This is a genomic window from Vibrio sp. V23_P3S9T160 (assembly GCF_963886625.1).
In the GTDB taxonomy this organism is placed as follows: Bacteria; Pseudomonadota; Gammaproteobacteria; order Enterobacterales; family Vibrionaceae; genus Vibrio; species Vibrio anguillarum.
Map to the genome: position 1 here is coordinate 20,064 of NZ_CAWPDB010000107.1, position 23,575 is coordinate 43,638.

Consider the following 23,575-nt stretch of genomic DNA (forward strand, 5'->3'; position numbering starts at 1 on the left):
TATTAATCGTTGAAGTGATGGTAAACAAATGACAGATAGCAAAACCTTGCCAGCAGAGATCCCAACTCTCTACATTGTTCCTACGCCAATTGGCAATTTGGGTGATATTACCCAGCGAGCCATTGAAGTACTCTCAAGTGTTGATGTTATCGCTGCGGAAGATACACGCCATACTGGCAGACTTCTCGCTCACTTCAATATCCAGACTAAAACCTTTGCCTTGCATGATCACAACGAACAGCAAAAAGCACAAGTGTTAGTCGATAAATTATTATCAGGGCAATCTATTGCGTTGGTTTCTGATGCAGGAACGCCACTGATCAGTGATCCAGGGTACCATCTTGTCAATCAATGTCGTCAAGCTGGTGTGAGAGTTGTGCCACTTCCGGGCGCCTGTGCTGTGATTACTGCGCTCAGTGCATCAGGCTTGCCTTCTGATCGTTTCAGTTTTGAAGGTTTTTTGCCGCCGAAAAGCAAAGGGCGTAAAGATAAATTCCTAGAGATCGCTAAGGCTGAACGCACCTGTATTTTTTATGAGTCACCACACCGAATTAGCGAATCACTGCAAGATATGTTAGCTATCTTAGGGCCAGATCGTAACGTGGTGCTAGCCCGCGAGCTCACCAAAACCTTCGAGACGATTCAAGGTTTGCCGTTAGGCGAACTGATTAATTGGATTAATGAAGATGAGAACCGCAAGCGTGGTGAAATGGTGTTACTGATCCATGGTTACAGAGAAAGCGTGGACGATAGCTTGCCGGACGAAGCGTTGCGCAGTTTAGCGATTTTGACAAAAGAGCTGCCTCTGAAAAAAGCGGCCGCATTGGCGGCTGAAATTTATAACCTTAAGAAAAATGCCCTTTATAAGTGGGGGCTTGAAAACCTATCTGCTTAATTAGCCAGCGGCATCTTGATGTTTTAAATCGATGGATAATTAAACGCTTAAGCGTGAATTAAACACAGAAGTTGTTTGAGCCTAGACAGTACCTATCTTTCTCTATACAATCCGCCCTCGGAGTTGACTGGGTAGTCGCTGCTTCATTGATGTCCTTTAGCCTTGTGCTGGGGAGACTGATGGAGGGGAGGAAAGTCCGGGCTCCATAGAGCAGGGTGCCAGGTAACGCCTGGGGGGCGAAAGCCTACGACAAGTGCAGCAGAGAGAAGACCGCCGATGGCCCAATTTCTTCGGAATGGGCACAGGTAAGGGTGAAAGGGTGCGGTAAGAGCGCACCGTGCGTCTGGCAACAGTTCGTAGCAAGGTAAACTCCACCCGGAGCAAGACCAAATAGGCTTCCACATTGCGTTGCTCGCGTAAGGAAGCGGGTAGGTTGCTTGAGCCAGTGAGTGATTGCTGGCCTAGACGAATGGCTACTGCCGCGCAAGCGGAACAGAACCCGGCTTATACGTCAACTCCACCTATTGCAGACCCATCATAACTCTTGCGGTTATGATGGGTTTTTTGCTTTTTATTGACGAAAATTATTTCGTAAGCACTAAACTTAGCGCAATATCACGTGATGCCAACGTCAAGTGGTAGCGATGCGGCGTTAAATCAGTAAACTGAATACTTGCGCCGTAGCCGATTGCTATATTTCAGCTTTAGCCCGATGAGAAAACGATGACTGAACCTTTTCAACACATTTCTGTACTACTGAATGAATCCATTGATGGCCTTGCTATCAAACCAGACGGTATTTATATCGACGGCACGTTTGGCCGTGGTGGTCATAGTCGTACAATTCTCTCTAAGTTGGGTGACAATGGTCGTCTGTACAGCATAGATCGCGATCCACACGCGATTGCTGAAGCTGGAAAAATTAACGACCCGCGTTTTACTATCATTCATGGCCCATTTTCTGGCATGGCACAATACGCTGAGCGCTACGATCTGGTCGGGAAAGTGGATGGAGTACTACTTGATTTAGGCGTTTCCTCGCCGCAGTTGGACGATGCCGAGCGCGGTTTTAGTTTCATGAAAGATGGCCCGCTTGATATGCGTATGGACCCGACGTCAGGGATCCCTGTCTCGCAGTGGCTTGCGCAAGCCGATTTGGACGACATTACTTGGGTGATTCGTGAATTTGGTGAAGACAAGCACGCGCGCCGTATTGCCAAAGCGATTGTCGCTTACCGTGAAGACGATGAAAAAGAGCCTCTGACGCGCACCAGTCAATTGGCTAAACTGATTTCAGAAGCTGCGCCGAAAAGCTTTAAAGAGAAAAAGCACCCGGCTACGCGCTCATTTCAAGCATTTCGTATCTATATCAATAGTGAATTAGAAGAGATCGACACTGCATTAAAAGGCGCAGCTAAGATCTTAGCCCCACAAGGGCGTTTATCGGTGATCAGTTTCCATTCGCTTGAAGATCGCATGGTCAAACGCTTTATTCGTAAAGAGAGTAAAGGCCCAGAGGTTCCACATGGTTTGCCGTTAACAGAAATACAAATTCAGGCATTGGGCTCAGCCAACTTAAAACCAGTTGGGAAAGCGATTATGCCAACTAAAGAAGAAGTGGAACTCAATCCCCGCTCACGCAGCTCAGTATTACGAGTTGCTGAAAAACTGTAGTCCATGTCTAAGTCGCCGCCTAACTTAACCAAACTGATTGCACTTGACCTGTTTACGGTGGGTCGAGTGCCGCTTATTTTGTTAATGTTAATTTTTGCCAGTGCGATGGGAGTGGTGTTTATTACCCACCATTCTAGGCAGGCGATTTCAGAAAAAGATCAAACCTTAGTTGAGCGCGAGCGGCTCGATAATGAATGGCGTAACCTCATTCTTGAGGAAACGGCCCTCGCAGAACATAGCCGCGTGCAGAATCTTGCCAAACAAGAGCTGGAAATGAAGCGACCTGATTCTGATAAAGAAGTGGTGATTACGCTCAAATGAAAAAAAACAAAGACAAAGCCCAAGCGGCACCTCGTCAAGAAAAAGCGACATCTCCTATTTTGATCCGTTGGCGATTCTATCTCATCCTCTTTTTTGTATTCGTTGCTTTCGCTTTATTGGTTGGGCGCGTTGCCTTCATCCAAATTATCGAACCGGATAATTTGATCCGCGAAGGAGATATGCGCTCTGTCCGAGCCAAAACCTTGCCATCGGCACGCGGAATCATTTCAGATCGTAATGGTGAACCTCTCGCAGTCAGTGTTCCTGTCGATGCAGTATGGGCTGATCCTGTGGCTATTTTTAAAGCCGGCGGCTTAGTTGAACGTGAACGTTGGTACGCACTGGCTGATGTGTTAGGCATTAAGCGCAGTGAGCTGCTGAAAAAAATTGAAGAGAACCAAACCCGCCGTTTTATCTATTTGCAGCGTCAAGTGAGCCCTGCAATGGCCAATTATATTCGCGAACTTAAATTAGCGGGTGTGGGGCTAAAGGCCGAATCTCGCCGTTACTATCCAGCTGGTGAGGCGAGTGCGCACTTAATTGGTGTGACGGGCATCGATGGCCACGGTTTAGAAGGGGTTGAGCGCAGCTATGATAAATGGCTGACGGGGGAAGCTGGCAAACAGGTGATCCGCAAAGATCGGTATGGCCGAGTGGTGGAAAATATCTCGCTTGAAGAGCGTGAAGAGGGCAAGCCGCTGGCGTTGACCATTGACCAACGTTTGCAAGCGATCGCCTTTCGTGCGGTCAAGCAAGCTGTAGCGGACTATCGTGCCACTTCGGCATCGGCCATTTTGCTCGACGTGAAAACGGGTGCAGTATTAGCGATGGTTAACGCCCCTTCATACAACCCCAATAACCGTTCCGATTGGCAAAGTTTTAAAATGCGTAACCGCGTGATCACGGACGCCTTTGAACCGGGCTCAACTGTTAAACCTTTTGTAGTATTGGCCGCGCTTGAAAATGGCGTTGCAAATGACAAAACGGTGATAGATACAGGGAATGGCATCATGCAAATCGGCGGCAGTCGAGTGCGTGATACCTCAAAAGTCGGCAAAGCCGATTTAACCTTAATTCTGAAAAAATCGAGTAACATCGGAGTGGCTAAGCTGGCGCTTGAAATGCCTCTCGAAGCCTTATTAGGTATGTATACCTCTGTAGGGCTTGGTGAAATGTCCGGTTTAAACCTCGTCGGTGAGACTTTGGGTATTTTCCCGAATCGCCGCCGTTGGTCACCGTTTGAAATTGCCACCTTGGCATTTGGCTATGGTTTGTCAATTACCCCCATTCAGTTGGCTCATGCTTATGCCACTTTAGGTAATTTAGGTCAGTACCAACCAATCCATATTATTGACAGCAACCAGCAAGATTTATCACGCCAAGTGGTTGATAAAACTAATGCTAAGAAAGTGTTGGAAATGTTAGAAACCGTTACCCAACCCGGTGGCACAGCAACTCAAGCCGCGGTTCCGGGCTATCGCATTGCGGCCAAGTCAGGCACTTCGCGCAAAGCGATTGCCGGCGGTTATGGTGATGAATATTTTGCTTACACGGCAGGAGTGGCTCCAGTGAGCGACCCTCGAGTCTCGTTAGTGGTGATGGTGAATGAACCTCAAGGTGACTTATATTATGGCGGCTCCGTTGCCGGCCCTGTCTTTGCCGAAATAATGAAAGGAGCGTTGCAGATCCTCAATGTCGCTCCTGATGAAAATCGATTCCAAAAATAATTAAGAGAGAAGCACAATGACGCCGAGTATGTGTTTACAAGATCTCATCGCCCCTTGGCTTGACCTCGATGGCCATTCTATTTCAACGTTGTCGGTGACTCGTTTAGTGCTCGATAGCCGTAAAATATCACCCAATGATACCTTTATTGCAGTGGTCGGCCATGCCATCGACGGAAGGCAGTTTATTGATAGCGCTACTCGAGCTGGGGCGAATCTGGTATTGGCTCAAGCGTGTAGGCAGCATCCGCATGGCAGTATGACTACCGTCAATGGCGTGTTAGTGATTTACCTTGCTGAGCTAAACCAACATCTATCTCAACTGGCATCGCGGCTTTATCGTTCGAAGGCCAATACGTTGATTGGGGTTACGGGAACCAACGGTAAAACCACCATTACTCAATTAATCGCGCAGTGGATTGACTTGTTAGGCGAGAAAGCGGCGGTGTTGGGTACGACGGGTAATGGTTTTCTTAACCATTTACAGCCTGCCGCCAATACCACAGGTAATGCCATTGAGATACAAGAAACACTCTATCAATTAGTGCAGCAGGGCGCTCGCTATACCGCGCTGGAAGTCTCTTCGCACGGATTAGTTCAAGGGCGAGTTCAAGCATTGAAGTTCGCTGTGGGCGTGTTTTCTAACTTAAGCCGCGATCATCTCGATTATCATGGCACCATTGAAGAGTACGCCAAAGCAAAGCTCTCCTTATTTACCGCTCATCACTGCCAACACGCTGTCATTAATGCCGACGATGCGGTGGGTGCGAGTTGGTTAGCACAGCTGAAAGCACCGATTGCCGTCTCTTTAAAACAGCAACCGCAATGCGCTAAAGCGCTGTGGGCGAGCTCGGTCTCTTACAGTGATAATGGTATTTCATTAACCTTCGACGGCTACTATGGTCAAGGTGAATTGAGCGTGCCGTTGATTGGCGAATTTAACGCCAGCAATCTTCTACTCGCTTTTGCCACTATGCTGACTTTAGGTTTTGATAAACAAGCCTTGATGACAACGGCTTCTCAACTGCAGCCAGTCTTAGGGCGAATGGAGCTCTTTCAAGCGCCAAATCGTGCGAAGATCGTCGTCGATTATGCACACACGCCTGATGCTTTGGAAAAAGCACTATTAGCACTTCGCGTTCATTGCCAAGGTCAGCTATGGGCGATTTTTGGTTGTGGTGGCGACCGTGATAAAGGCAAACGCCCGATGATGGCCGAAATTGCAGAGCGCTGCGCCGATAAGGTCATTTTGACCGACGATAACCCTCGTAGCGAAAAACCGGCAGACATTGTGCAAGATATGGTGGCAGGGCTTGAGTTTGCAAGTCGCGCACACGTTGAACACAATCGTTACGCTGCCGTGCAATACGCCCTGCAACATGCTGATCAGCAAGACATCATTTTATTGGCAGGCAAAGGGCATGAAGATTATCAAGTGATGGCCCATCAAACTATCCATTATTCGGATCGCGAAACGGCGCAAACCTTACTGGAGATAAGTGCATGATAGAAGTCTCTTTACAGCAATTGACGCACGTTTTACATGCACAATTGGTTGGTTGTGATGTCACCGTATCTGAGGTCTCGACCGACACGCGTCAAATCAAACCCGGTGCGCTCTTTGTTGCCTTGGTCGGTGATAAATTTGATGCTCATGAGTTTGCTGCACAAGCGGTTGCGTCTGGTGCAAAGGCGTTATTGGTTCAGCGCCCTTTGGCAGTTTCGGTTCCTCAACTGGTGGTCACCGACACCAAACAGGCGTTAGGCCAGCTTGGCGCTTGGGTTCACCAACAGTGTCAAACACCGACCGCTGCGATTACAGGCAGTTGTGGTAAAACCACTGTCAAAGAGATGGTGGCAAATATTTTATCAGCCAAAGGGCGCGTGCTCTTTACTGCTGGCAATTTTAATAATGATATCGGCGTGCCGCTCACTCTGCTTCGCTCTGATCTTAATGATGCGTATGCGGTGATTGAGTTAGGGGCGAACCATATTGGTGAAATTGCTTATACCACCTCTTTAGTGAAGCCGGATGTCGCATTGGTGAACAATGTTGCTGCGGCGCATTTGGAAGGTTTTGGCTCAATTGAGGGCGTGAAACAGGCAAAAGGTGAAATTTACCAAGGGCTTGCTGCAGGCGCGACAGCCATTATTAATTTAGAAAGCCATGGTGGTGAGCGCTGGAGCGCTATTTTAGCGGATAAAACCGTTAAAACCTTTTCCAGCCGTCAAATTGCGGATTTTTACGCCCGTGATATCAGGCTTAATGAGCAAGGTGAAGCGCAGTTTGAAATGATCACACCAGTCGGTCATATTGATATTGGGCTCAATATTATTGGTGAACATAACGTTTCCAATGCGTTGGCGGCGGCGGCGTTAGCCATTGAGTTGGGTGCAAGCCTTGAAGAGGTGCAGTACGGGCTTGCGCATCTGGCTCGGGTGAAAGGGCGTGTTGATGTCACCCAATTGAGCGCGACAGTGAAACTGATTGATGACAGTTACAATGCCAGTGTTCCGGCGATGAAAGCAGCTATTGATCTACTTAACACTTTTTCTGCAAAGCGTTGGCTAATTTTAGGTAATATGGCCGAGTTAGGCGACGAAAGCCTTGCACTTCACCGTCAAGTCGGTGAACATGCTGCACCATTTCAGTTTGACTATGTCCTTACTTACGGTCGCGATGCAAAAGTGATCAGTGACCTATGCCATGGCCTCCATTTTGAAAGCCATGCGGACATGATTGCTTATATCGAGCAGCAATTATCACAATCCGATCAAGAGTCTCATACTTTACTCGTCAAAGGTGCAAATAGCGCAGGTATGAGTAAAATTGTGGCTGCTCTCAAGGAGAAATACTCATGATTATTTGGCTCGCGGATCTACTCCAGCCATACTTCTCTTTTTTTCGTCTGTTCGAATATCTCTCATTTCGGGCCATCGTAAGTATTTTAACCGCACTTGCTCTGTCGTTATGGATGGGGCCGCGCTTAATTAAACGTTTGCAACTACTGCAAATTGGTCAAGTGGTGCGTAACGACGGTCCTGAATCACATTTTAGTAAGCGCGGTACGCCAACCATGGGCGGTGTTATGATCCTCGCCTCTATCATTACTACCGTACTGCTGTGGACCGATCTCTCAAACCCTTATGTGTGGGCCGTACTTGCGGTGCTGCTTGGTTATGGTGTGGTCGGTTTTGTGGATGATTATCGCAAAGTGGTGCGCAAAAATAGTGATGGATTGATCGCGCGCTGGAAATACTTTTGGCAGTCGGCCATTGCGTTGATAGTGGCGTTTGCACTCTATGCGCACGGCAACGATACCGCCGCCACTCAACTTGTGGTGCCTTTCTTTAAAGATGTGATGCCGCAACTGGGCTTGCTCTACATTGTACTAACCTACTTTGTCATCGTCGGCACCAGTAACGCGGTGAACTTAACCGATGGTCTGGACGGTTTAGCTATCATGCCGACTGTTTTGGTTGCCGCTGGTTTTGCAGTGATTGCATGGGCAACGGGGAACGTCAATTTTGCCAGCTATCTGCATATTCCTTATATTCCTCATACCTCAGAGCTAGTAGTGGTGTGTACTGCGATTGTGGGTGCCGGTTTAGGCTTTCTTTGGTTCAACACTTATCCTGCACAAGTCTTCATGGGTGATGTGGGTTCACTCGCCTTAGGCGGTGCACTCGGCACGATTGCGGTGTTGGTTCGTCAAGAGTTTGTGTTAGTGATCATGGGCGGCGTGTTTGTGATGGAAACCTTGTCGGTGATTTTACAAGTAGGCTCCTACAAATTGCGTGGTCAACGTATTTTCCGGATGGCGCCTATCCATCACCACTATGAATTGAAAGGTTGGCCAGAACCACGTGTGATCGTCCGTTTTTGGATTATCTCAATTGTGTTGGTGTTAGTGGGTTTGGCTACACTAAAAGTGCGCTAGTGATAGAGCAAAACGGCGTTGAATGGAATGAAGATGGATCGTTGGCAAACTGTTAATAATGTGGTGGTCGTGGGGCTGGGTATGACGGGCCTCTCGGTGGTGAACTACCTTTTGAGCTTAGATCGCTCGCTCACGATTAAGGTGATCGACACGCGGGAAAACCCGCCAGGTCGAGAGCATTTAAGCTCGCAAGTGCAGCTACATTGTGGCAGCTGGAACCAAGCTTGGCTACTTGACGCTGACCTGATTGTCACTAATCCGGGCATTGCTTTAGCTACGCCAGAGATTCAACTGGCGTTAGCACAGCACATTCCCGTAGTCGGTGATATTGAGTTGTTTGCTTGGCAGGTGGATAAGCCTGTCATCGCTATCACAGGATCCAACGGTAAGAGCACGGTGACGGATTTAACTGGAGTGCTTGCCAAAGCCGCTGGGGTTAAGGTTGCGGTTGGCGGCAATATTGGTGTACCTGCTTTAGATCTACTTCAGCAAGAGGCTGATCTTTATGTGCTAGAGCTTTCAAGCTTCCAGCTAGAAACGACCTCAAGTTTAAAACTCGTCTCAGCCGCCTTTCTCAATCTGACTGAAGATCATATGGATCGCTACGATGGTATGGAATCGTATCGCCAAGCTAAATTGCGCATTTTTAAGTATGCGCAAGCGGCGGTCGTGAACGCCGATGATAGCCAGACGGAACCTCCCTCATTTTCAGGTCACATCGCACGTTTTTCCGTTGAACATGACGCCGACTATTGCACGCAAATGATTGATGGAAAATCGTTTTTAGTCGCGAAAGGCACGCCATTGTTGGCAAGCGAGGAGCTCAGCTTAGTGGGACGACACAATAGTGCCAACGTGCTCACTGTGCTTGCACTGCTCGATTTGGCTGGTGTTGACTACTCATCTGCGCTTGACGCATTGAAATCTTACCGCGGGTTGACACATCGTTGTCAGGTTGTTGCTGATAATCACGGCGTAAAATGGGTCAATGACTCGAAAGCAACTAATGTCGCAAGCACTCAAGCGGCGCTGTCGGGGTTAAATTGTCAAGGAACTTTGTATCTGCTGGTGGGCGGCGTTGGCAAGGGCGCTGATTTCTCGCCATTAGTACCGATACTAAAGACATTGAACGTAAAATTGTGCTGTTTTGGCGTCGACGGTGGGCAATTTATGCCACTGCATCCATCGGCTCAGTTCTATTCATCGATGGAAGAGATTATCGTATTGATCAAACCGCAACTGCGTCGCGGCGATATGGTGATGCTCTCGCCTGCCTGTGCCAGTTTTGATCAGTTTAAAAACTTTATGGCTAGAGGTGACGCCTTTGCCGAGCTTGTGCAGCGTTACGCTTAATCAACAGGAAATTGCATTTTGTCCTTTTCAAGCCTTATCAAGATGACTCGTCAATGGTTTCAGAGCCAAGCGCCTGAAGCCTTGTTTGATCGTCAATTGGTATGGATTGCTTTAGGTTTGATGCTTACTGGGCTGGTGATGGTGACATCCGCCTCGTTTCCCATCAGTTCACGTTTAACTGAGCAGCCCTTTCACTTTATGTTTCGTCACGCCATTTTTTTGATGTTGGCCATCGTGACGTCTTGTTTAGTGTTGCAAGTACCAATGAAACGCTGGATGCAATATAGCTCAGTACTATTAGGTGTTTCTTTCATCTTGTTGATTGTGGTTTTGCTCGCGGGTAAATCAGTCAATGGTGCCTCGCGCTGGATCCCTCTTGGATTATTTAACCTGCAACCTGCTGAGGTGGCGAAACTGTCGCTGTTTATTTTCATGGCTGGATACTTAGTTCGTAAACAGGATGAAGTGAGGCAGACATTTTTTGGTGGTTTCATGAAGCCGATTATGGTGTTTGGAACCTTGGCCATCTTACTGCTTGGTCAGCCAGATTTGGGAACTGTGGTTGTGATGCTGGTGACTCTGTTTGGCATGTTGTTTATTGCTGGGGCCAAACTGTCACAATTTATTGCGTTGATGGTGGCTGGAATTGTTGCGGTAATCGCACTGATTGCCGCAGAGCCTTACCGTATTAGCCGCGTGACTTCATTTCTTGACCCGTGGGAAGACCCGTTTGGCAGCGGTTATCAATTGACTCAATCTTTAATGGCGTTTGGCCGCGGAGAGTGGTTTGGTCAAGGGCTTGGTAACTCGATTCAAAAGCTAGAATACTTACCTGAAGCGCACACCGATTTCGTATTTGCGGTGCTGGCCGAAGAGCTCGGTTTTGTTGGAGTTGTATTGGTTCTGCTGCTGATTTTTAGTCTGGTGCTTAAAGCGGTGTTTATCGGTAAAAAAGCCTTTGAGCATGATCAGCAATTTGGTGGCTATTTGGCCTTTGGTATTGGAATTTGGTTTGCATTCCAAACGCTCGTCAATGTTGGTGCGGCGGCAGGTATGGTGCCGACTAAGGGCCTGACGCTGCCTTTGATCAGCTACGGTGGTTCAAGTTTAATTATTATGTCGGTTGCGGTGTCGATCGTGTTGAGAATTGATCACGAATGTCGACTCAAAGATCGCAATCGAGTGACTATAGAAAAAGAATCCAATGACAAACAATAAACGTTTAATGGTCATGGCTGGTGGTACGGGTGGGCATGTGTTCCCTGGCCTCGCCGTGGCTAAGCAGCTCCAACAACAAGGTTGGCAGATCCGCTGGCTAGGGACTGCAGATAGGATGGAGGCGGAATTAGTGCCTAAGCATGGCATTGAGATCGATTTTATCCAAGTCAAGGGCTTGCGCGGGCAAGGCATATTGCGTTTGCTGAAAGCGCCTTTTCAAATTATGAACGCGATTTTTCAAGCGCGTCGTTACTTAAAGCAGTGGCAACCTGATGCGGTACTCGGCATGGGCGGATACGTCAGTGGCCCCGGCGGTGTGGCGGCGTGGTCATTAGGTATTCCTGTTGTGCTGCATGAGCAAAATGCCGTGGCAGGGTTAACCAATCACTGGCTCTCAAAAATTGCCAAACGTGTGTTTCAAGCCTTCCCTGGTGCCTTTACTGACGCGCAAGTGGTAGGAAATCCTGTACGCCAAGATGTCGCCACATTACCTGTGCCGCAAGCGCGTTTTGCTGAGCGAAATGAACCGATCCGCATTCTCGTGATGGGTGGCAGCCAGGGCGCGCAGATTCTCAATCAAACTTTGCCTGAAGTTCTCGCTGTGCTTGGTGATGATTACCAAGTTTGCCATCAAGCAGGCAAGAATAATCAACAGTCGGTTGAGCAAGCTTATCGCGCGCTTCAGATCAAAAATGCGCACGTCACAGAGTTCATTGAGGATGTGGCTGGCGCTTATGCGTGGGCTGATTTGCTGGTGTGCCGCTCGGGAGCATTAACGGTTTCGGAAGTGGCAGCAGCCGGTGTTGGCGCTATATTTATCCCTTTTATGCATAAAGATCGGCAGCAAGCGCTTAACGCGGATCACTTAGTCGCTTGTGGTGCGGCCAAAATGATTGAACAGCCCCAACTCACAGTAGAAAAACTGGCGCAAGAGATTGCTTCTCTTGATCGCCATGATCTGCTGTTGATGGCGCAGCAAGCGCGCGCAGCCGCACAACTGGATGCTGATAAAGTTGTCGCCGACGCTATCATCGCACTTACACAATAACGAGAAATTTTTCATGACCATTAAACATACTCAAGATTTAGCCCAAATCCGTGCCATGGTGCCAGAGATGCGCCGCGTCAAGTGTATTCACTTTGTCGGTATTGGTGGGGCAGGCATGAGCGGAATTGCGGAAGTGTTGCTCAATGAAGGCTACCAAATAACGGGTTCTGATCTTGCTTCCAACGCTGTTACCGAAAGATTAGTGAGTAAAGGGGCCATCATTCACATCGGCCACCAAGACAGTAATGTTGAGCTCGCTAGTGTGGTGGTGGTGTCGACCGCGATCAATGAACTTAACCCTGAACTCAAAGCGGCGCGTGAGCGACGCATTCCTATTGTTCGTCGTGCAGAAATGCTGGCAGAATTAATGCGCTTTCGTCACGGCATTGCGGTGGCTGGGACACATGGAAAAACCACCACCACGGCATTGGTTACGCAAATTTATTCTGAGGCTGGTTTAGATCCCACGTTTGTCAATGGTGGGTTAGTCAAAAGCGCTGGCACCAATGCGCGTTTAGGCTCAAGTCGAATTTTGATTGCTGAAGCTGACGAAAGTGATGCTTCATTCCTTCATCTTCAACCTATGGTCAGCATCGTAACTAACATTGAAGCGGACCACATGGACACCTATGGCGGTGATTTTGAAACGCTCAAACAAACCTTCATCGATTTCCTACACAACCTGCCATTTTATGGTCAGGCGATATTATGTATTGATGATCCTGTTGTGCGTGAAATTATTCCACGTATCAGTCGCCAAGTGATCACCTACGGCTTTGCCGACGATGCAGACGTCAGGATCGAGAATTACCATCAGCAGGGCCAACAAGGCCAGTTTACTGTCGTCAGACAAGGTCGAGCTAATCTTGATATCACGTTGAATATCCCAGGTCGTCATAACGCACTTAATGCATCTGCTGCTATTGCGGTGGCTACGGAAGACGATATTTGCGATGCAGCGATTTTAAAGGCGATGGCGAGCACTCAAGGCACTGGACGTCGTTTTGATCATCTTGGCGAGTTTGATACGGGCAATGGAGTTGTCATGCTTGTCGATGATTATGGTCATCACCCAACCGAGGTCGGAGTGACTATTAAGGCGGCGCGTAGCGGTTGGCAAGACAAACGGTTAGTGATGATTTTTCAGCCTCATCGCTATAGCCGTACTCGTGATTTGTATGATGATTTTGCCAATGTGCTGGAGCAAGTCGATGTGCTGATCATGCTCGATGTCTATGCTGCAGGAGAAAAGCCGATTGCAGGAGCCGATGGGCGCTCATTGTGCCGCACTATACGTAGCCGCGGTAAAATCGATCCTATTTTTGTTCCTGACAGCACCATGCTGCCTTCAGTTTTGGCTAATGTATTACAAGAGGGTGACCTCGTGTTGACGCAAGGTGCTGGTGATGTAGGCAAGGTGGCGAAACATTTAGCAGCTCTCGAATTGAATATCAGTAAAATGCAACAGATTTAATTTAGGTGGCTTATTTGTGTATCAATATTGAATAACATGGTATCCAGTCCAGATTTCTTACTTTCAATGTTTGATACTTTCAGCGACCTCAGTATAATCCGGAGGTTAAAGTCAGTGCTTTTACCTCTATTGTAAGTCAAATAGGGCATGCGATTGCGATTTGAAAACAGGAACATCAGGCTTTGTTAATGAATGTGTTCGATGAAAGCCGAGCTGTGTCCCGTTCGCCACTCATAAAAGATCACGCCGTTGGCGCTGTTTTTTTATTCGTGGTGGTGGTGCTGATAAGTTCACTCATTTATTCAACACTCAGTTGGATGTGGGATGAACAGCGGCTACCGCTTTCAAAAATTGTTCTACAAGGTGACTTGCAATACGTATCTTCGCTAGATGTGCAGCGCGCTTTTGCTCAGTTGGATCATATCGGTACTTTCATGTCGCAAGATATTAACGTACTTCAATCGAGTGTACAGGTCATCCCGTGGGTGGCCCATGCATCGATTCGTAAACAATGGCCTGACACAATAAAAGTGTTTCTGACAGAGTATAGAGCGGTAGCGATTTGGAATGGCAACGCTTTGTTAGACGGATATGGCACGGTATTTAATGGTGATATTGGTCAATTGAACGGCGATAGAGTGAAACTTTATGGCCCGCAAGGAACCAGTCACGAAGTACTGGATGTTTGGAATAAAACGAACCCTAAGTTTCAATCATTAAACTTAAATATATCGTCACTGTTACTCAACGATCGTCGAGCGTGGCAAATAATTTTAGATAATGGCATCCGCTTAGAGTTAGGTAAAGAATCACTAGATGAGCGAGTTGCACGTTTTATTTCGCTGTATAAGAATTTAGGTAATAAAGCTGAACAAGTTAGCTATATCGATCTTAGATATGATACAGGAGCCGCAGTAGGTTGGTTCCCTGAACAAGAAGCACAAGAGAGTAAAAATGACTAAGACCGCTGATGACAACATTATTGTTGGTCTTGATATAGGCACAGCCACCGTGTCAGCTTTAGTCGGTGAAATACTGCCTGACGGTCAAATTAATATTATTGGCGCTGGTACGAGCCCATCCCGTGGGATGGATAAAGGGGGAGTTAACGATCTTGAATCGGTCGTTAAGTCTGTCCAAAGAGCGGTTGACCAAGCAGAATTAATGGCGGAATGCCAAATTAGTAATGTGTTTCTCTCTCTATCTGGGCGACATATTGCGAGCCGTATTGAAAAAGGCATGGGAACTATTTCGGATGAAGAAGTTTCTCAAGAAGATATGGATCGAGCGATTCATACCGCCAAATCAATAAAAATTGGGGAAGAGCAAAGAATATTGCACGTCATTCCTCAAGAATTTACGATTGATTACCAAGAGGGAATTAAAAACCCGCTTGGTTTATCAGGTGTGCGCATGGAAGTGAGCGTGCATCTTATTTCTTGTCATAATGATATGGCGAGAAATATTATCAAAGCGGTAGAACGCTGTGGTTTAAAAGTTGAACAACTGGTTTACTCTGGTTTAGCGGCAAGTAATGCAGTTATTACGGAAGATGAGCGAGAGTTAGGTGTGTGCGTGATTGATATAGGCGCAGGCACTATGGATGTTGCTATCTGGACCGGTGGTGCGTTACGACATACTGAAGTGTTTTCTTATGCAGGAAACGCAGTAACCAGTGATATTGCTTTTGCATTTGGCACACCAGTCAGTGATGCTGAAGAGATTAAAGTAAAATATGGCTGTGCGCTGAGTGAATTGGTAAGCAAGGATGATACCGTTAACGTCCCAAGTGTAGGAGGAAGACCTTCGCGAAGTTTGCAAAGACAAACCTTGTCGGAAGTGATTGAACCTCGCTACACTGAATTAATGGGATTAGTTAACCAAACTATAGATACTGTCCAAGACAAATTGCGCAAAAATGGTATTAAACACCATTTAGCGGCTGGTGTTGTTTTAACTGGCGGCGCTGCGCAAATTGAAGGTTTGGTTGAGTGTGCGGAACGCGTTTTCCGCAATCAAGTTCGCGTAGGCAAGCCTTTAGAGGTGAGTGGCCTTACAGATTACGTAAAAGAGCCGTATCATTCTACGGCGGTTGGTTTACTTCATTATGCGAAAGAGAGCCAAATTAATGACGACACGGAATACAGCGAACCGAAACGCCAATCCATGTCGAGCTTAATTGGTCGTTTGCGTAACTGGATACAAAAAGAGTTTTAACCTGAGTTGCAGGGAAAACGGAGATAACACATGTTTGAACCGATGATGGAAATGTCTGACGATGCTGTAATTAAAGTCGTTGGAGTTGGTGGTGGTGGCGGTAACGCTGTTGAACACATGGTGCGTGAGTCCATCGAAGGCGTGGAATTCATCAGTGTCAATACCGATGCGCAAGCACTTCGTAAAACAAGCGTAAGTAGCGTCATTCAAATTGGTGGTGATATCACTAAAGGTTTGGGTGCTGGTGCAAACCCGCAAGTTGGACGTGATGCAGCTCTAGAAGACAGAGAAAGAATTAAAGAAGTTCTGATGGGTGCCGATATGGTGTTTATCGCAGCTGGTATGGGCGGTGGTACAGGTACTGGTGCAGCTCCTGTTATTGCAGAAGTTGCCAAAGAACTGGGTATCTTAACCGTAGCGGTTGTCACGAAACCTTTCAGTTTTGAAGGAAAAAAACGTTTGGCATTTGCTGAGCAAGGTATTGAAGAGTTGTCAAAACACGTTGACTCTTTGATTACCATTCCTAATGAAAAACTACTGAAAGTGTTAGGTCGTGGTATTACCTTACTTGAAGCATTTGCGAGTGCGAATGATGTACTTAAAAATGCAGTGCAAGGTATTGCAGAGCTAATTACACGCCCAGGCATGATTAACGTGGACTTTGCTGACGTACGTACTGTGATGTCAGAAATGGGCCACGCGATGATGGGTAGTGGAGTGGCTCGCGGCGAAGATCGTGCAGAAGAAGCGGCAGAGATGGCAATTTCTAGCCCTCTTTTGGAAGATATTGATCTTGCAGGCGCTCGTGGCGTGTTGGTCAATATTACCGCTGGTTTGGATATGCGACTAGACGAATTTGAAACCGTCGGTAATACTGTTAAGGCGTTTGCGTCTGACAATGCGACAGTTGTCATCGGTACTTCGTTAGATCCTGATATGGCAGACGAAATTCGCGTGACTGTCGTTGCAACGGGTATTGGCAATGAGAAAAAGCCAGACATTACTTTAGTTGCAGGCGGTAAAGCAAAAGTCGCACCAGCAGTTCAACCACAAATGGTTCAACAAGCAGCGAAAATCGAAGAAAAAACGGCACAGCCTTTGCAAGAAAGAGCAGAAGTGAAACCGCAATCAGCATCGTCGTCAACTGTTTCATCTTCTTCCGGTGCAAGCCAAAATACGGCACCGAAAGCAGATAAGGAAAATGGATATCTTGATATCCCAGCATTTTTACGTCGTCAGGCTGATTAACAATTAGACATAATTTGACACTGTTCAAAATTATGGTAGCATTCGCGGTCGGTGCTTTACCGACCGTGTTTTGTCGCACTGACATAGAGGCAAGTAGATGATCAGACAACGAACTCTGAAAGAAATAGTGAAAACAACTGGGGTGGGCTTACACTCTGGTCGTAAAGTCACATTAACGCTTCGCCCTGCTGCTGCAAACACTGGGATCATTTACCGCCGTACTGATGTCAATCCTCCAGTAGACTTCCCTGCGGACCCTGAATCTGTTCGCGATACCATGCTATGTACTGCTTTGGTCAACGATGAAGGTATTCGTATCTCTACTGTTGAGCACTTAAATGCAGCATTAGCGGGCATGGGAATCGACAACGTTATCATCGAAGTTGACGCACCTGAAATTCCTATTATGGATGGTAGTGCTAGCCCATTTGTTTACTTGCTACAACAAGCGGGCATTCAAACGCTGAATACACCAAAACGTTTTATTCGAATTAAGAAACCAGTTCGATTTGAAGATGGTGATAAGTGGGCGGAACTTGTACCTCATAACGGTTTTCGTATGGATTTTGAGATTGACTTTCAACATCCTGCTATCGATTCTGATGAACAGCGCATGGTGTTTGATTTTTCCTCGCAAGGTTTCGTCAAAGAAATTTCAAGAGCTCGTACTTTTGGTTTCATGCGTGACATTGAGTACCTACAATCGCAAAACCTCTGTTTAGGTGGTAGCTTTGATTGCGCCATCGTATTAGATGAATACCGTATTCTTAATGAAGAAGGTTTGCGTTTTGCCAATGAGTTTGTCACTCATAAAGTATTGGATGCCATTGGTGACTTGTACATGTGTGGTCATTCCATTGTGGGTGAGTTCCGTGCTTATAAATCAGGCCATGGTTTAAATAACCAGCTACTGCGTGCGGTCTTAGCCGACCAAGAGGCGTGGGAATGGGCTACTTTTGAAGAAGAAGTTGGCTCTCCAGTGGCGTTTGCTGAACCAAATATGGTTCTCGCTTAATCGCAATTTTTAAATAAAAAGGCCAGACAGTTGTCTGGCCTTTTTATTTGTACTAATTCATTGATGACGCTTATTTGGGCCTAGCCAATTTCGCCAAATTTTCCAAACGTTTTTTGACTTTGGGGGAAGCGCTACTCGCCACCATCAATAATGCTTGCGCCGTATTTTCAGATAGTGGTGGGCGAGCGACCGTTTCTTTTTCTTCTTTCATACCACGATTACGATAGAGCGCTGGGTTTATCTTGAGCTCAATGCTGATCAATTTGGCAAATCCTTGGTTGCGTAACTGATTCAAAATGTGTAATCGGTCATAATCAAGCTTCATTTTTATTGATGCACTGGCCACTTCAACGATTAAGTGACCACCGCGCACATTAGCGGCTCGGACATGATCGGCCGTTCCTTTAGGAAGCAACTTATTGAGCACTTTATTTAAAGCGAGGATCTCGGTGGCATGTTGCTGTATTTTCTTTAGAGATGAATCGCTGATCAGCTCTTTCGTTAACGTGGGACGGTGATCGCGCATGGTGTCTCCCTCTTAAGTTGCCATTCAATTCTATTGTGGTGCCTATGATGCGTATAGTAATAAATCCATGTTATTGCTTAAACAGTGCTCAAAAAGCGTAAAAATATTAAGTGTGCTTCAAACAAATAGTTTTGCTATTGGTTGTTGCCGCAAAAATTCCTTACACTATGCGTTACATAATTATTTAATACCTTGAAAATAAACCTCACCGTCACAATATCTGTGATACATGATTTATCTCAGTATCCTTAGTTCAAAACTGGTAGAGACTGACGGCATTAAGAGTAGATCGAAAACGATCTAATAAAGAGAGATTCCTGACACATGATAACTAAGCTACTGACAAAGGTTATTGGCAGTCGCAATGACAGAACGCTGCGCCGCCTTAAAAAAATTGTCAAAGAGATCAACAGCTACGAGCCTACTTTTGAAGCACTAACTGATGAAGAATTAAAAGCCAAAACGGTTGAGTTTCGTCAACGTTTAGAGCAAGGTGAAACCTTAGACCAATTACTTCCTGAAGCATTTGCCACCGTGCGTGAAGCGTCCAAGCGCGTATATGGTATGCGTCACTTCGACGTACAGTTGATCGGCGGTATGGTTCTCAACGCGGGTCAAATCGCAGAAATGCGCACTGGTGAAGGTAAAACGTTAACCGCGACTTTACCTGCGTATCTCAATGCCTTGCCTGGCAAAGGCGTGCACATTGTTACTGTCAACGATTATCTTGCTAAACGTGACGCAGAAACAAACCGCCCACTGTTTGAGTTTTTAGGCATGACGGTCGGTATTAACGTACCCAATATGCCACCACAAGAGAAAAAACTTTCTTATCAAGCCGATATTCTTTACGGGACCAATAACGAGTTTGGTTTCGATTACTTACGTGACAACATGGCTTTCCGTAAAGAAGATCGAGTACAGCGTGAACGTTTCTTTGCCGTAGTCGATGAAGTGGACTCGATTCTTATTGATGAAGCGCGAACGCCGTTGATTATCTCGGGTCCTGCAGAAGATAGTTCTGAGTTGTACATCCGCATTAATACCCTCATTCCACTTCTGCAAAAGCAAGATAAAGAAGATTCTGAAGAGTATCGTGGTGATGGTCACTACACGGTTGACGAAAAATCAAAACAAGTCCATTTGACTGAAACGGGTCAAGAATTTGTTGAAGAGTTAATGGTGAAAAATGGTTTGATGGAAGAGGGCGATACTCTTTATTCACCCACGAACATTAGCTTACTTCACCACGTCAATGCCGCATTGCGTGCGCATGTGTTATTTGAGAAAAACGTTGATTACATCGTGACAGAAGAGGGCGAAGTGGTCATCGTTGATGAGCACACTGGCCGCACCATGCCAGGTCGTCGTTGGTCTGAAGGTTTACACCAAGCTGTCGAGGCGAAAGAAGGTGTTAAAATCCAAAACGAGAACCAGACTCTTGCGTCGATCACCTTCCAAAACTATTTCCGTTTATACGAAAAACTTTCTGGTATGACGGGCACTGCCGATACCGAAGCGTTCGAATTCCAATCGATTTACGGTTTGGAAACCGTGGTGATCCCAACCAATAAACCTATGGTTCGTGATGATATGCCTGATGTGGTGTATCGCACTGAAGCTGAAAAATTTGCGGCGATCATTGAAGACATCAAAGCGCGTGTTGCAAAAGGTCAACCAACCCTAGTCGGTACGGTTTCGATTGAGAAATCTGAACTACTTTCTAATGCGTTGAAGCAAGCTAAAGTGAAACATAACGTGCTTAACGCGAAATTCCATGAAAAAGAAGCAGAAATTGTAGCGCAAGCGGGTATTCCGGGCGCGGTGACGATTGCGACTAACATGGCAGGTCGTGGTACTGATATTGTATTGGGCGGCAGCTGGCAGGCACAAATTGAGCAGCTAGAGAATCCAACACAAGAGCAGATCGATGAGATCAAAGCGAAGTGGAAAGAGGTTCATAACCAAGTGTTAGCCGCTGGTGGTCTGCACATCATTGGTACTGAACGCCACGAATCTCGTCGTATCGATAACCAGTTACGTGGTCGTTCTGGTCGTCAAGGGGATGCGGGTTCTTCACGTTTCTATCTATCGATGGAAGATTCACTGCTGCGTATCTTCACCTCAGATCGTATGGCAAGCCTTATCCAAAGTGGTATGGATGAAGGTGAAGCGATCGAAAGTAAGATGCTTTCTCGCTCGATTGAAAAAGCGCAACGTAAAGTCGAAGGACGTAACTTTGATATTCGTAAACAGCTTCTTGAATACGATGATGTTGCTAACGATCAACGTAAAGTGGTTTATGAGCTGCGTGATGAGCTCATGGAAGCAGACGATATCAGCGAAATGATTGAGCAGAATCGTCAAGATGTTCTGACTTCCGTTATTGACGAATATATTCCGCCACAATCGCTCGAAGATATGTGGGATGTTAAAGGGTTGGAAGATCGTTTGAAAAACGATTTTGATTTAGAGCTGCCATTACAGCAATGGTTAGATGCTGATGATAAATTGTACGAAGAAGCGCTGCGCGAACGTATTCTTGAACAAGCGGTTAGTGTGTATCGTGAAAAAGAGAAAGCGGTTGGGGCTTCTGTTCTGCGTAATTTTGAAAAATCGGTCATGCTACAAACTCTGGATACCTTGTGGAAAGAGCATCTAGCGGCGATGGATCATTTGCGCCAAGGCATCCACCTACGTGGCTATGCGCAGAAAAACCCAAAACAAGAGTACAAGCGTGAGTCGTTTGAGCTGTTTGAAGAATTACTGAATTCTTTAAAAACCGATGTGATTACTATCTTGTCGAAGGTGCGCGTACAGCAGCAAGAAGAAGTTGAACGTATGGAAGCACAGCGTCAAGCGCAGGCGGAAGAAGCCGCGCGTCGCCAACAGTTCCAGCACCAAAGTGCTGACAGTTCGGTTGCAGATGAAGCTTCTGAAGATCAAGGGCACCAGCCTATGGTTCGTGAAGAGCGTAAAGTTGGTCGTAATGAGCCTTGCCCTTGTGGTAGCGGTAAAAAGTACAAACAGTGCCACGGACAGATCAACTGATCCCTTGGATGATCACCCAAGAGTCGCTTAGGCGACTCTTTTTTTAACTCAATATTTCTCATTTTTATTTTCTAGGTTGGGAAGTCGGCGAATCGGAGTCTTTATGAAACGTGTTCATATTGTTGCGGCTATTATCTTCAATAGCGATAAATCAGAAATTTACATTACCAAACGACCAGATCATCTTCACAAAGGCGGTTTTTGGGAGTTCCCTGGCGGCAAAGTTGAAGCGGGAGAAACGATTGAACAAGCCATTTTTCGCGAGCTAGATGAAGAGATTGGTATTCATATTACTGAGCAATCTCCTTACCAATACCTTGAGTTTGACTATTCAGACAAGTCCTTAACTTTTGATTTTATTTGCGTGACACAATTTGATCATCAGCCGTATGGTAAAGAAGGGCAGCAAGGAGAATGGGTAGCGGTTTCTGAGTTGGCAAACTATTCATTTCCTGAAGCCAATACGCCCATTGTCGAGCGCGTCATGAAAGAGTTTGCCTAAGTCGCTAGCCACCACAAGCAAATGTTGATAGTTTACAGAAACACCTTGAACGAAGAGAAACGATGCAAGCTTAAGCTGATGTCGTCACAATGGAGAATAACGCAATGGTGAGAATTGCGATTGCAGGAGCGGCGGGTCGAATGGGCCGCAATTTGGTGAAAGCCACTTATCAAAATAACCATGCTCGAGTGGGTGCGGGCTCAGAGCGTCCTGAGTCCTCGTTGGTTGGGGTTGATATCGGTGAGTTATGCGGTGAAGGGCGATTTGATATCGCGTTGGTGGATAACCTAGAGAATGCCGTAGATAACTTCGATGTCATCATTGATTTTACAGCTCCTGTGAGCACCTTAGCCAATATTGAGTTATGTAAAAAACACGGTAAGAAGCTAGTGATTGGCACAACGGGCTTTTCTGAAGCAGAAAGAGCACAAATCAATGCTGCCGCACAACAGATTGCGATTGTCATGGCTCCTAACTACAGCGTTGGGGTTAACCTTGTTTTCAAATTGCTTGAAAAAGCGGCTAAAGTGATGGGTGATTACTGTGATATTGAGATCATTGAAGCCCACCATCGTCATAAAGTGGATGCTCCGTCAGGAACCGCAATTGGCATGGGAGAGGCGATTGCTAATGCTATGGGTAACCAACTGAGTGACGTTGCCGTCTATGCGCGAGAAGGTATTACCGGTGAACGTACTAAAAATGAGATTGGTTTTGCTACGATTCGTGCTGGCGATATCGTGGGTGAGCATACCGCGATGTTCGCTGATATCGGTGAACGTGTAGAAATCACCCATAAAGCGACGGATCGTATGACTTTTGCCAATGGTGCAGTGAGAGCGGCGGTTTGGCTTGCTGATAAACCTGCGGGTTTTTATAGCATGACTGACGTGTTAGGTTTGAACGATCTTTGATTACATAATTATGCGTCAGTGTTTGCTGGCGCATCTTTGTTACACCTCTTTTTACCGATTTAATTATCTCTCTTTATTTTCACTTTACTGACTTACTTTTGTTGTGTTTTTAGTTGGTATTACTTTATTTTTGTTTTAGATCTCTGAAATTGTACTTATTCTCTGCTTGATTAACGTTTGCGTGATTTTGTTTATCGTTGATTGTTTAAAATGCATCAAAGAGTTTCAGTTTGCTGATTCTAATTCCTCCATTCTCATTTTTTTACTCATCAAACCTATTTTTTTACTGTCTTAGGTTCGCTTTTTATCTCTAACGCTTTAAATGTTGCCTTAATTTATTATGAAATGTTGACAGTAATCATGGTGGTCATTAGAATACCGCCAATTTGTCTAAATCACCCTATGGCGCGACTCTATGGCCTTAAGGAAGACAGATTTGCAGTTTAATTTATAT

19 protein-coding genes and 1 other RNA gene are annotated in these 23,575 nt (G+C 46.2%); 19 read left to right on the top strand and 1 reads right to left on the bottom strand.

What is annotated here, in order from left to right; translation table 11 throughout:
- The first annotated feature begins 28 nt into the window (after positions 1 to 28).
- The 16 genes from rsmI (at position 29) to lpxC (ending at position 18,128) form a co-directional block, all read left to right on the top strand.
- The gene (gene rsmI, locus AACU59_RS06275) at positions 29 to 895 is read left to right on the top strand and encodes a 16S rRNA (cytidine(1402)-2'-O)-methyltransferase (RefSeq protein WP_013856074.1); all 867 of its coding nucleotides are present in this window, start codon (positions 29 to 31) and stop codon (positions 893 to 895) included.
- A 119-nt stretch (positions 896 to 1,014) separates the two neighbouring features.
- An RNA gene (gene rnpB, locus AACU59_RS06280) (RNase P RNA component class A) lies at positions 1,015 to 1,418 on the top strand.
- Between the two features lie 200 nt (positions 1,419 to 1,618).
- Positions 1,619 to 2,569 carry a 16S rRNA (cytosine(1402)-N(4))-methyltransferase RsmH gene (gene rsmH / locus AACU59_RS06285; protein ID WP_094145431.1) on the top strand — a complete coding sequence of 317 codons (951 nt, stop codon included), beginning with the start codon at positions 1,619 to 1,621 and terminating at the stop codon, positions 2,567 to 2,569.
- 3 nt (positions 2,570 to 2,572) lie between these two features.
- Positions 2,573 to 2,890, top strand: coding sequence for a cell division protein FtsL (ftsL, locus tag AACU59_RS06290; protein WP_010318013.1), 318 nt, complete (start codon positions 2,573 to 2,575; stop codon positions 2,888 to 2,890).
- Positions 2,887 to 4,617 carry a peptidoglycan glycosyltransferase FtsI gene (locus AACU59_RS06295; RefSeq protein WP_013856076.1) on the top strand — a complete coding sequence of 577 codons (1,731 nt, stop codon included), beginning with the start codon at positions 2,887 to 2,889 and terminating at the stop codon, positions 4,615 to 4,617. The genes ftsL and AACU59_RS06295 overlap by 4 nt, the downstream gene beginning before the upstream one ends.
- A gap of 16 nt (positions 4,618 to 4,633) precedes the next feature.
- Positions 4,634 to 6,121, top strand: coding sequence for a UDP-N-acetylmuramoyl-L-alanyl-D-glutamate--2,6-diaminopimelate ligase (murE, locus tag AACU59_RS06300; protein ID WP_094145430.1), 1,488 nt, complete (start codon positions 4,634 to 4,636; stop codon positions 6,119 to 6,121).
- The gene (locus AACU59_RS06305) at positions 6,118 to 7,476 is read left to right on the top strand and encodes a UDP-N-acetylmuramoyl-tripeptide--D-alanyl-D-alanine ligase (RefSeq protein WP_094145429.1); all 1,359 of its coding nucleotides are present in this window, start codon (positions 6,118 to 6,120) and stop codon (positions 7,474 to 7,476) included. The genes murE and AACU59_RS06305 overlap by 4 nt, the downstream gene beginning before the upstream one ends.
- Complete coding sequence (mraY, locus tag AACU59_RS06310; protein ID WP_094145428.1) at positions 7,473 to 8,555, top strand: phospho-N-acetylmuramoyl-pentapeptide-transferase; 1,083 nt, start codon at positions 7,473 to 7,475, stop codon at positions 8,553 to 8,555. Before AACU59_RS06305 ends, mraY begins: the two co-directional genes overlap by 4 nt.
- Positions 8,556 to 8,582: 27 nt before the next feature.
- The gene (gene murD / locus AACU59_RS06315) at positions 8,583 to 9,908 is read left to right on the top strand and encodes a UDP-N-acetylmuramoyl-L-alanine--D-glutamate ligase (RefSeq protein ID WP_443281014.1); all 1,326 of its coding nucleotides are present in this window, start codon (positions 8,583 to 8,585) and stop codon (positions 9,906 to 9,908) included.
- Positions 9,909 to 9,950: 42 nt separating this feature from the next.
- Positions 9,951 to 11,126 (top strand): cell division protein FtsW, encoded by a 1,176-nt coding sequence (gene ftsW, locus AACU59_RS06320; protein WP_094145426.1) that lies wholly within the window; start codon positions 9,951 to 9,953, stop codon positions 11,124 to 11,126.
- The gene (murG, locus tag AACU59_RS06325) at positions 11,113 to 12,174 is read left to right on the top strand and encodes an undecaprenyldiphospho-muramoylpentapeptide beta-N-acetylglucosaminyltransferase (RefSeq protein WP_161437647.1); all 1,062 of its coding nucleotides are present in this window, start codon (positions 11,113 to 11,115) and stop codon (positions 12,172 to 12,174) included. The genes ftsW and murG overlap by 14 nt, the downstream gene beginning before the upstream one ends.
- A 13-nt stretch (positions 12,175 to 12,187) precedes the next feature.
- Entirely contained in the window at positions 12,188 to 13,648 is a 1,461-nt protein-coding gene (gene murC / locus AACU59_RS06330) for a UDP-N-acetylmuramate--L-alanine ligase (protein WP_094145562.1), read from the top strand.
- A gap of 188 nt (positions 13,649 to 13,836) precedes the next feature.
- On the top strand, positions 13,837 to 14,610 hold the full coding sequence (locus AACU59_RS06335; protein WP_176428571.1) for a cell division protein FtsQ/DivIB: 774 nt from the start codon (positions 13,837 to 13,839) through the stop codon (positions 14,608 to 14,610).
- The gene (ftsA, locus tag AACU59_RS06340; RefSeq protein WP_010317995.1) at positions 14,603 to 15,865 is read left to right on the top strand and encodes a cell division protein FtsA; all 1,263 of its coding nucleotides are present in this window, start codon (positions 14,603 to 14,605) and stop codon (positions 15,863 to 15,865) included. Before AACU59_RS06335 ends, ftsA begins: the two co-directional genes overlap by 8 nt.
- 30 nt (positions 15,866 to 15,895) lie before the next feature.
- Complete coding sequence (gene ftsZ, locus AACU59_RS06345; RefSeq protein ID WP_017042647.1) at positions 15,896 to 17,113, top strand: cell division protein FtsZ; 1,218 nt, start codon at positions 15,896 to 15,898, stop codon at positions 17,111 to 17,113.
- Positions 17,114 to 17,210: 97 nt separating this feature from the next.
- Entirely contained in the window at positions 17,211 to 18,128 is a 918-nt protein-coding gene (lpxC, locus tag AACU59_RS06350; protein WP_010317993.1) for a UDP-3-O-acyl-N-acetylglucosamine deacetylase, read from the top strand.
- A 70-nt stretch (positions 18,129 to 18,198) separates the two neighbouring features.
- Here the strand turns inward: lpxC and AACU59_RS06355 are convergent, their stop codons facing one another.
- Positions 18,199 to 18,654: a DUF721 domain-containing protein gene (locus tag AACU59_RS06355; protein WP_017046518.1), complete on the bottom strand. Its 456-nt coding sequence runs from the start codon at positions 18,652 to 18,654 to the stop codon at positions 18,199 to 18,201.
- Positions 18,655 to 18,978: 324 nt separating this feature from the next.
- Here AACU59_RS06355 and secA point away from each other — a divergent pair, with 324 nt between their 5' ends.
- The 3 genes from secA to dapB all read left to right on the top strand — a co-directional run bounded on the left by secA (position 18,979) and on the right by dapB (position 23,121).
- The gene (gene secA / locus AACU59_RS06360; RefSeq protein ID WP_013856087.1) at positions 18,979 to 21,705 is read left to right on the top strand and encodes a preprotein translocase subunit SecA; all 2,727 of its coding nucleotides are present in this window, start codon (positions 18,979 to 18,981) and stop codon (positions 21,703 to 21,705) included.
- Between the two features lie 103 nt (positions 21,706 to 21,808).
- Complete coding sequence (gene mutT, locus AACU59_RS06365) at positions 21,809 to 22,207, top strand: 8-oxo-dGTP diphosphatase MutT (RefSeq protein ID WP_064625868.1); 399 nt, start codon at positions 21,809 to 21,811, stop codon at positions 22,205 to 22,207.
- Positions 22,208 to 22,311: 104 nt separating this feature from the next.
- The gene (gene dapB, locus AACU59_RS06370; RefSeq protein ID WP_026027267.1) at positions 22,312 to 23,121 is read left to right on the top strand and encodes a 4-hydroxy-tetrahydrodipicolinate reductase; all 810 of its coding nucleotides are present in this window, start codon (positions 22,312 to 22,314) and stop codon (positions 23,119 to 23,121) included.
- Positions 23,122 to 23,575: the final 454 nt, after the last annotated feature.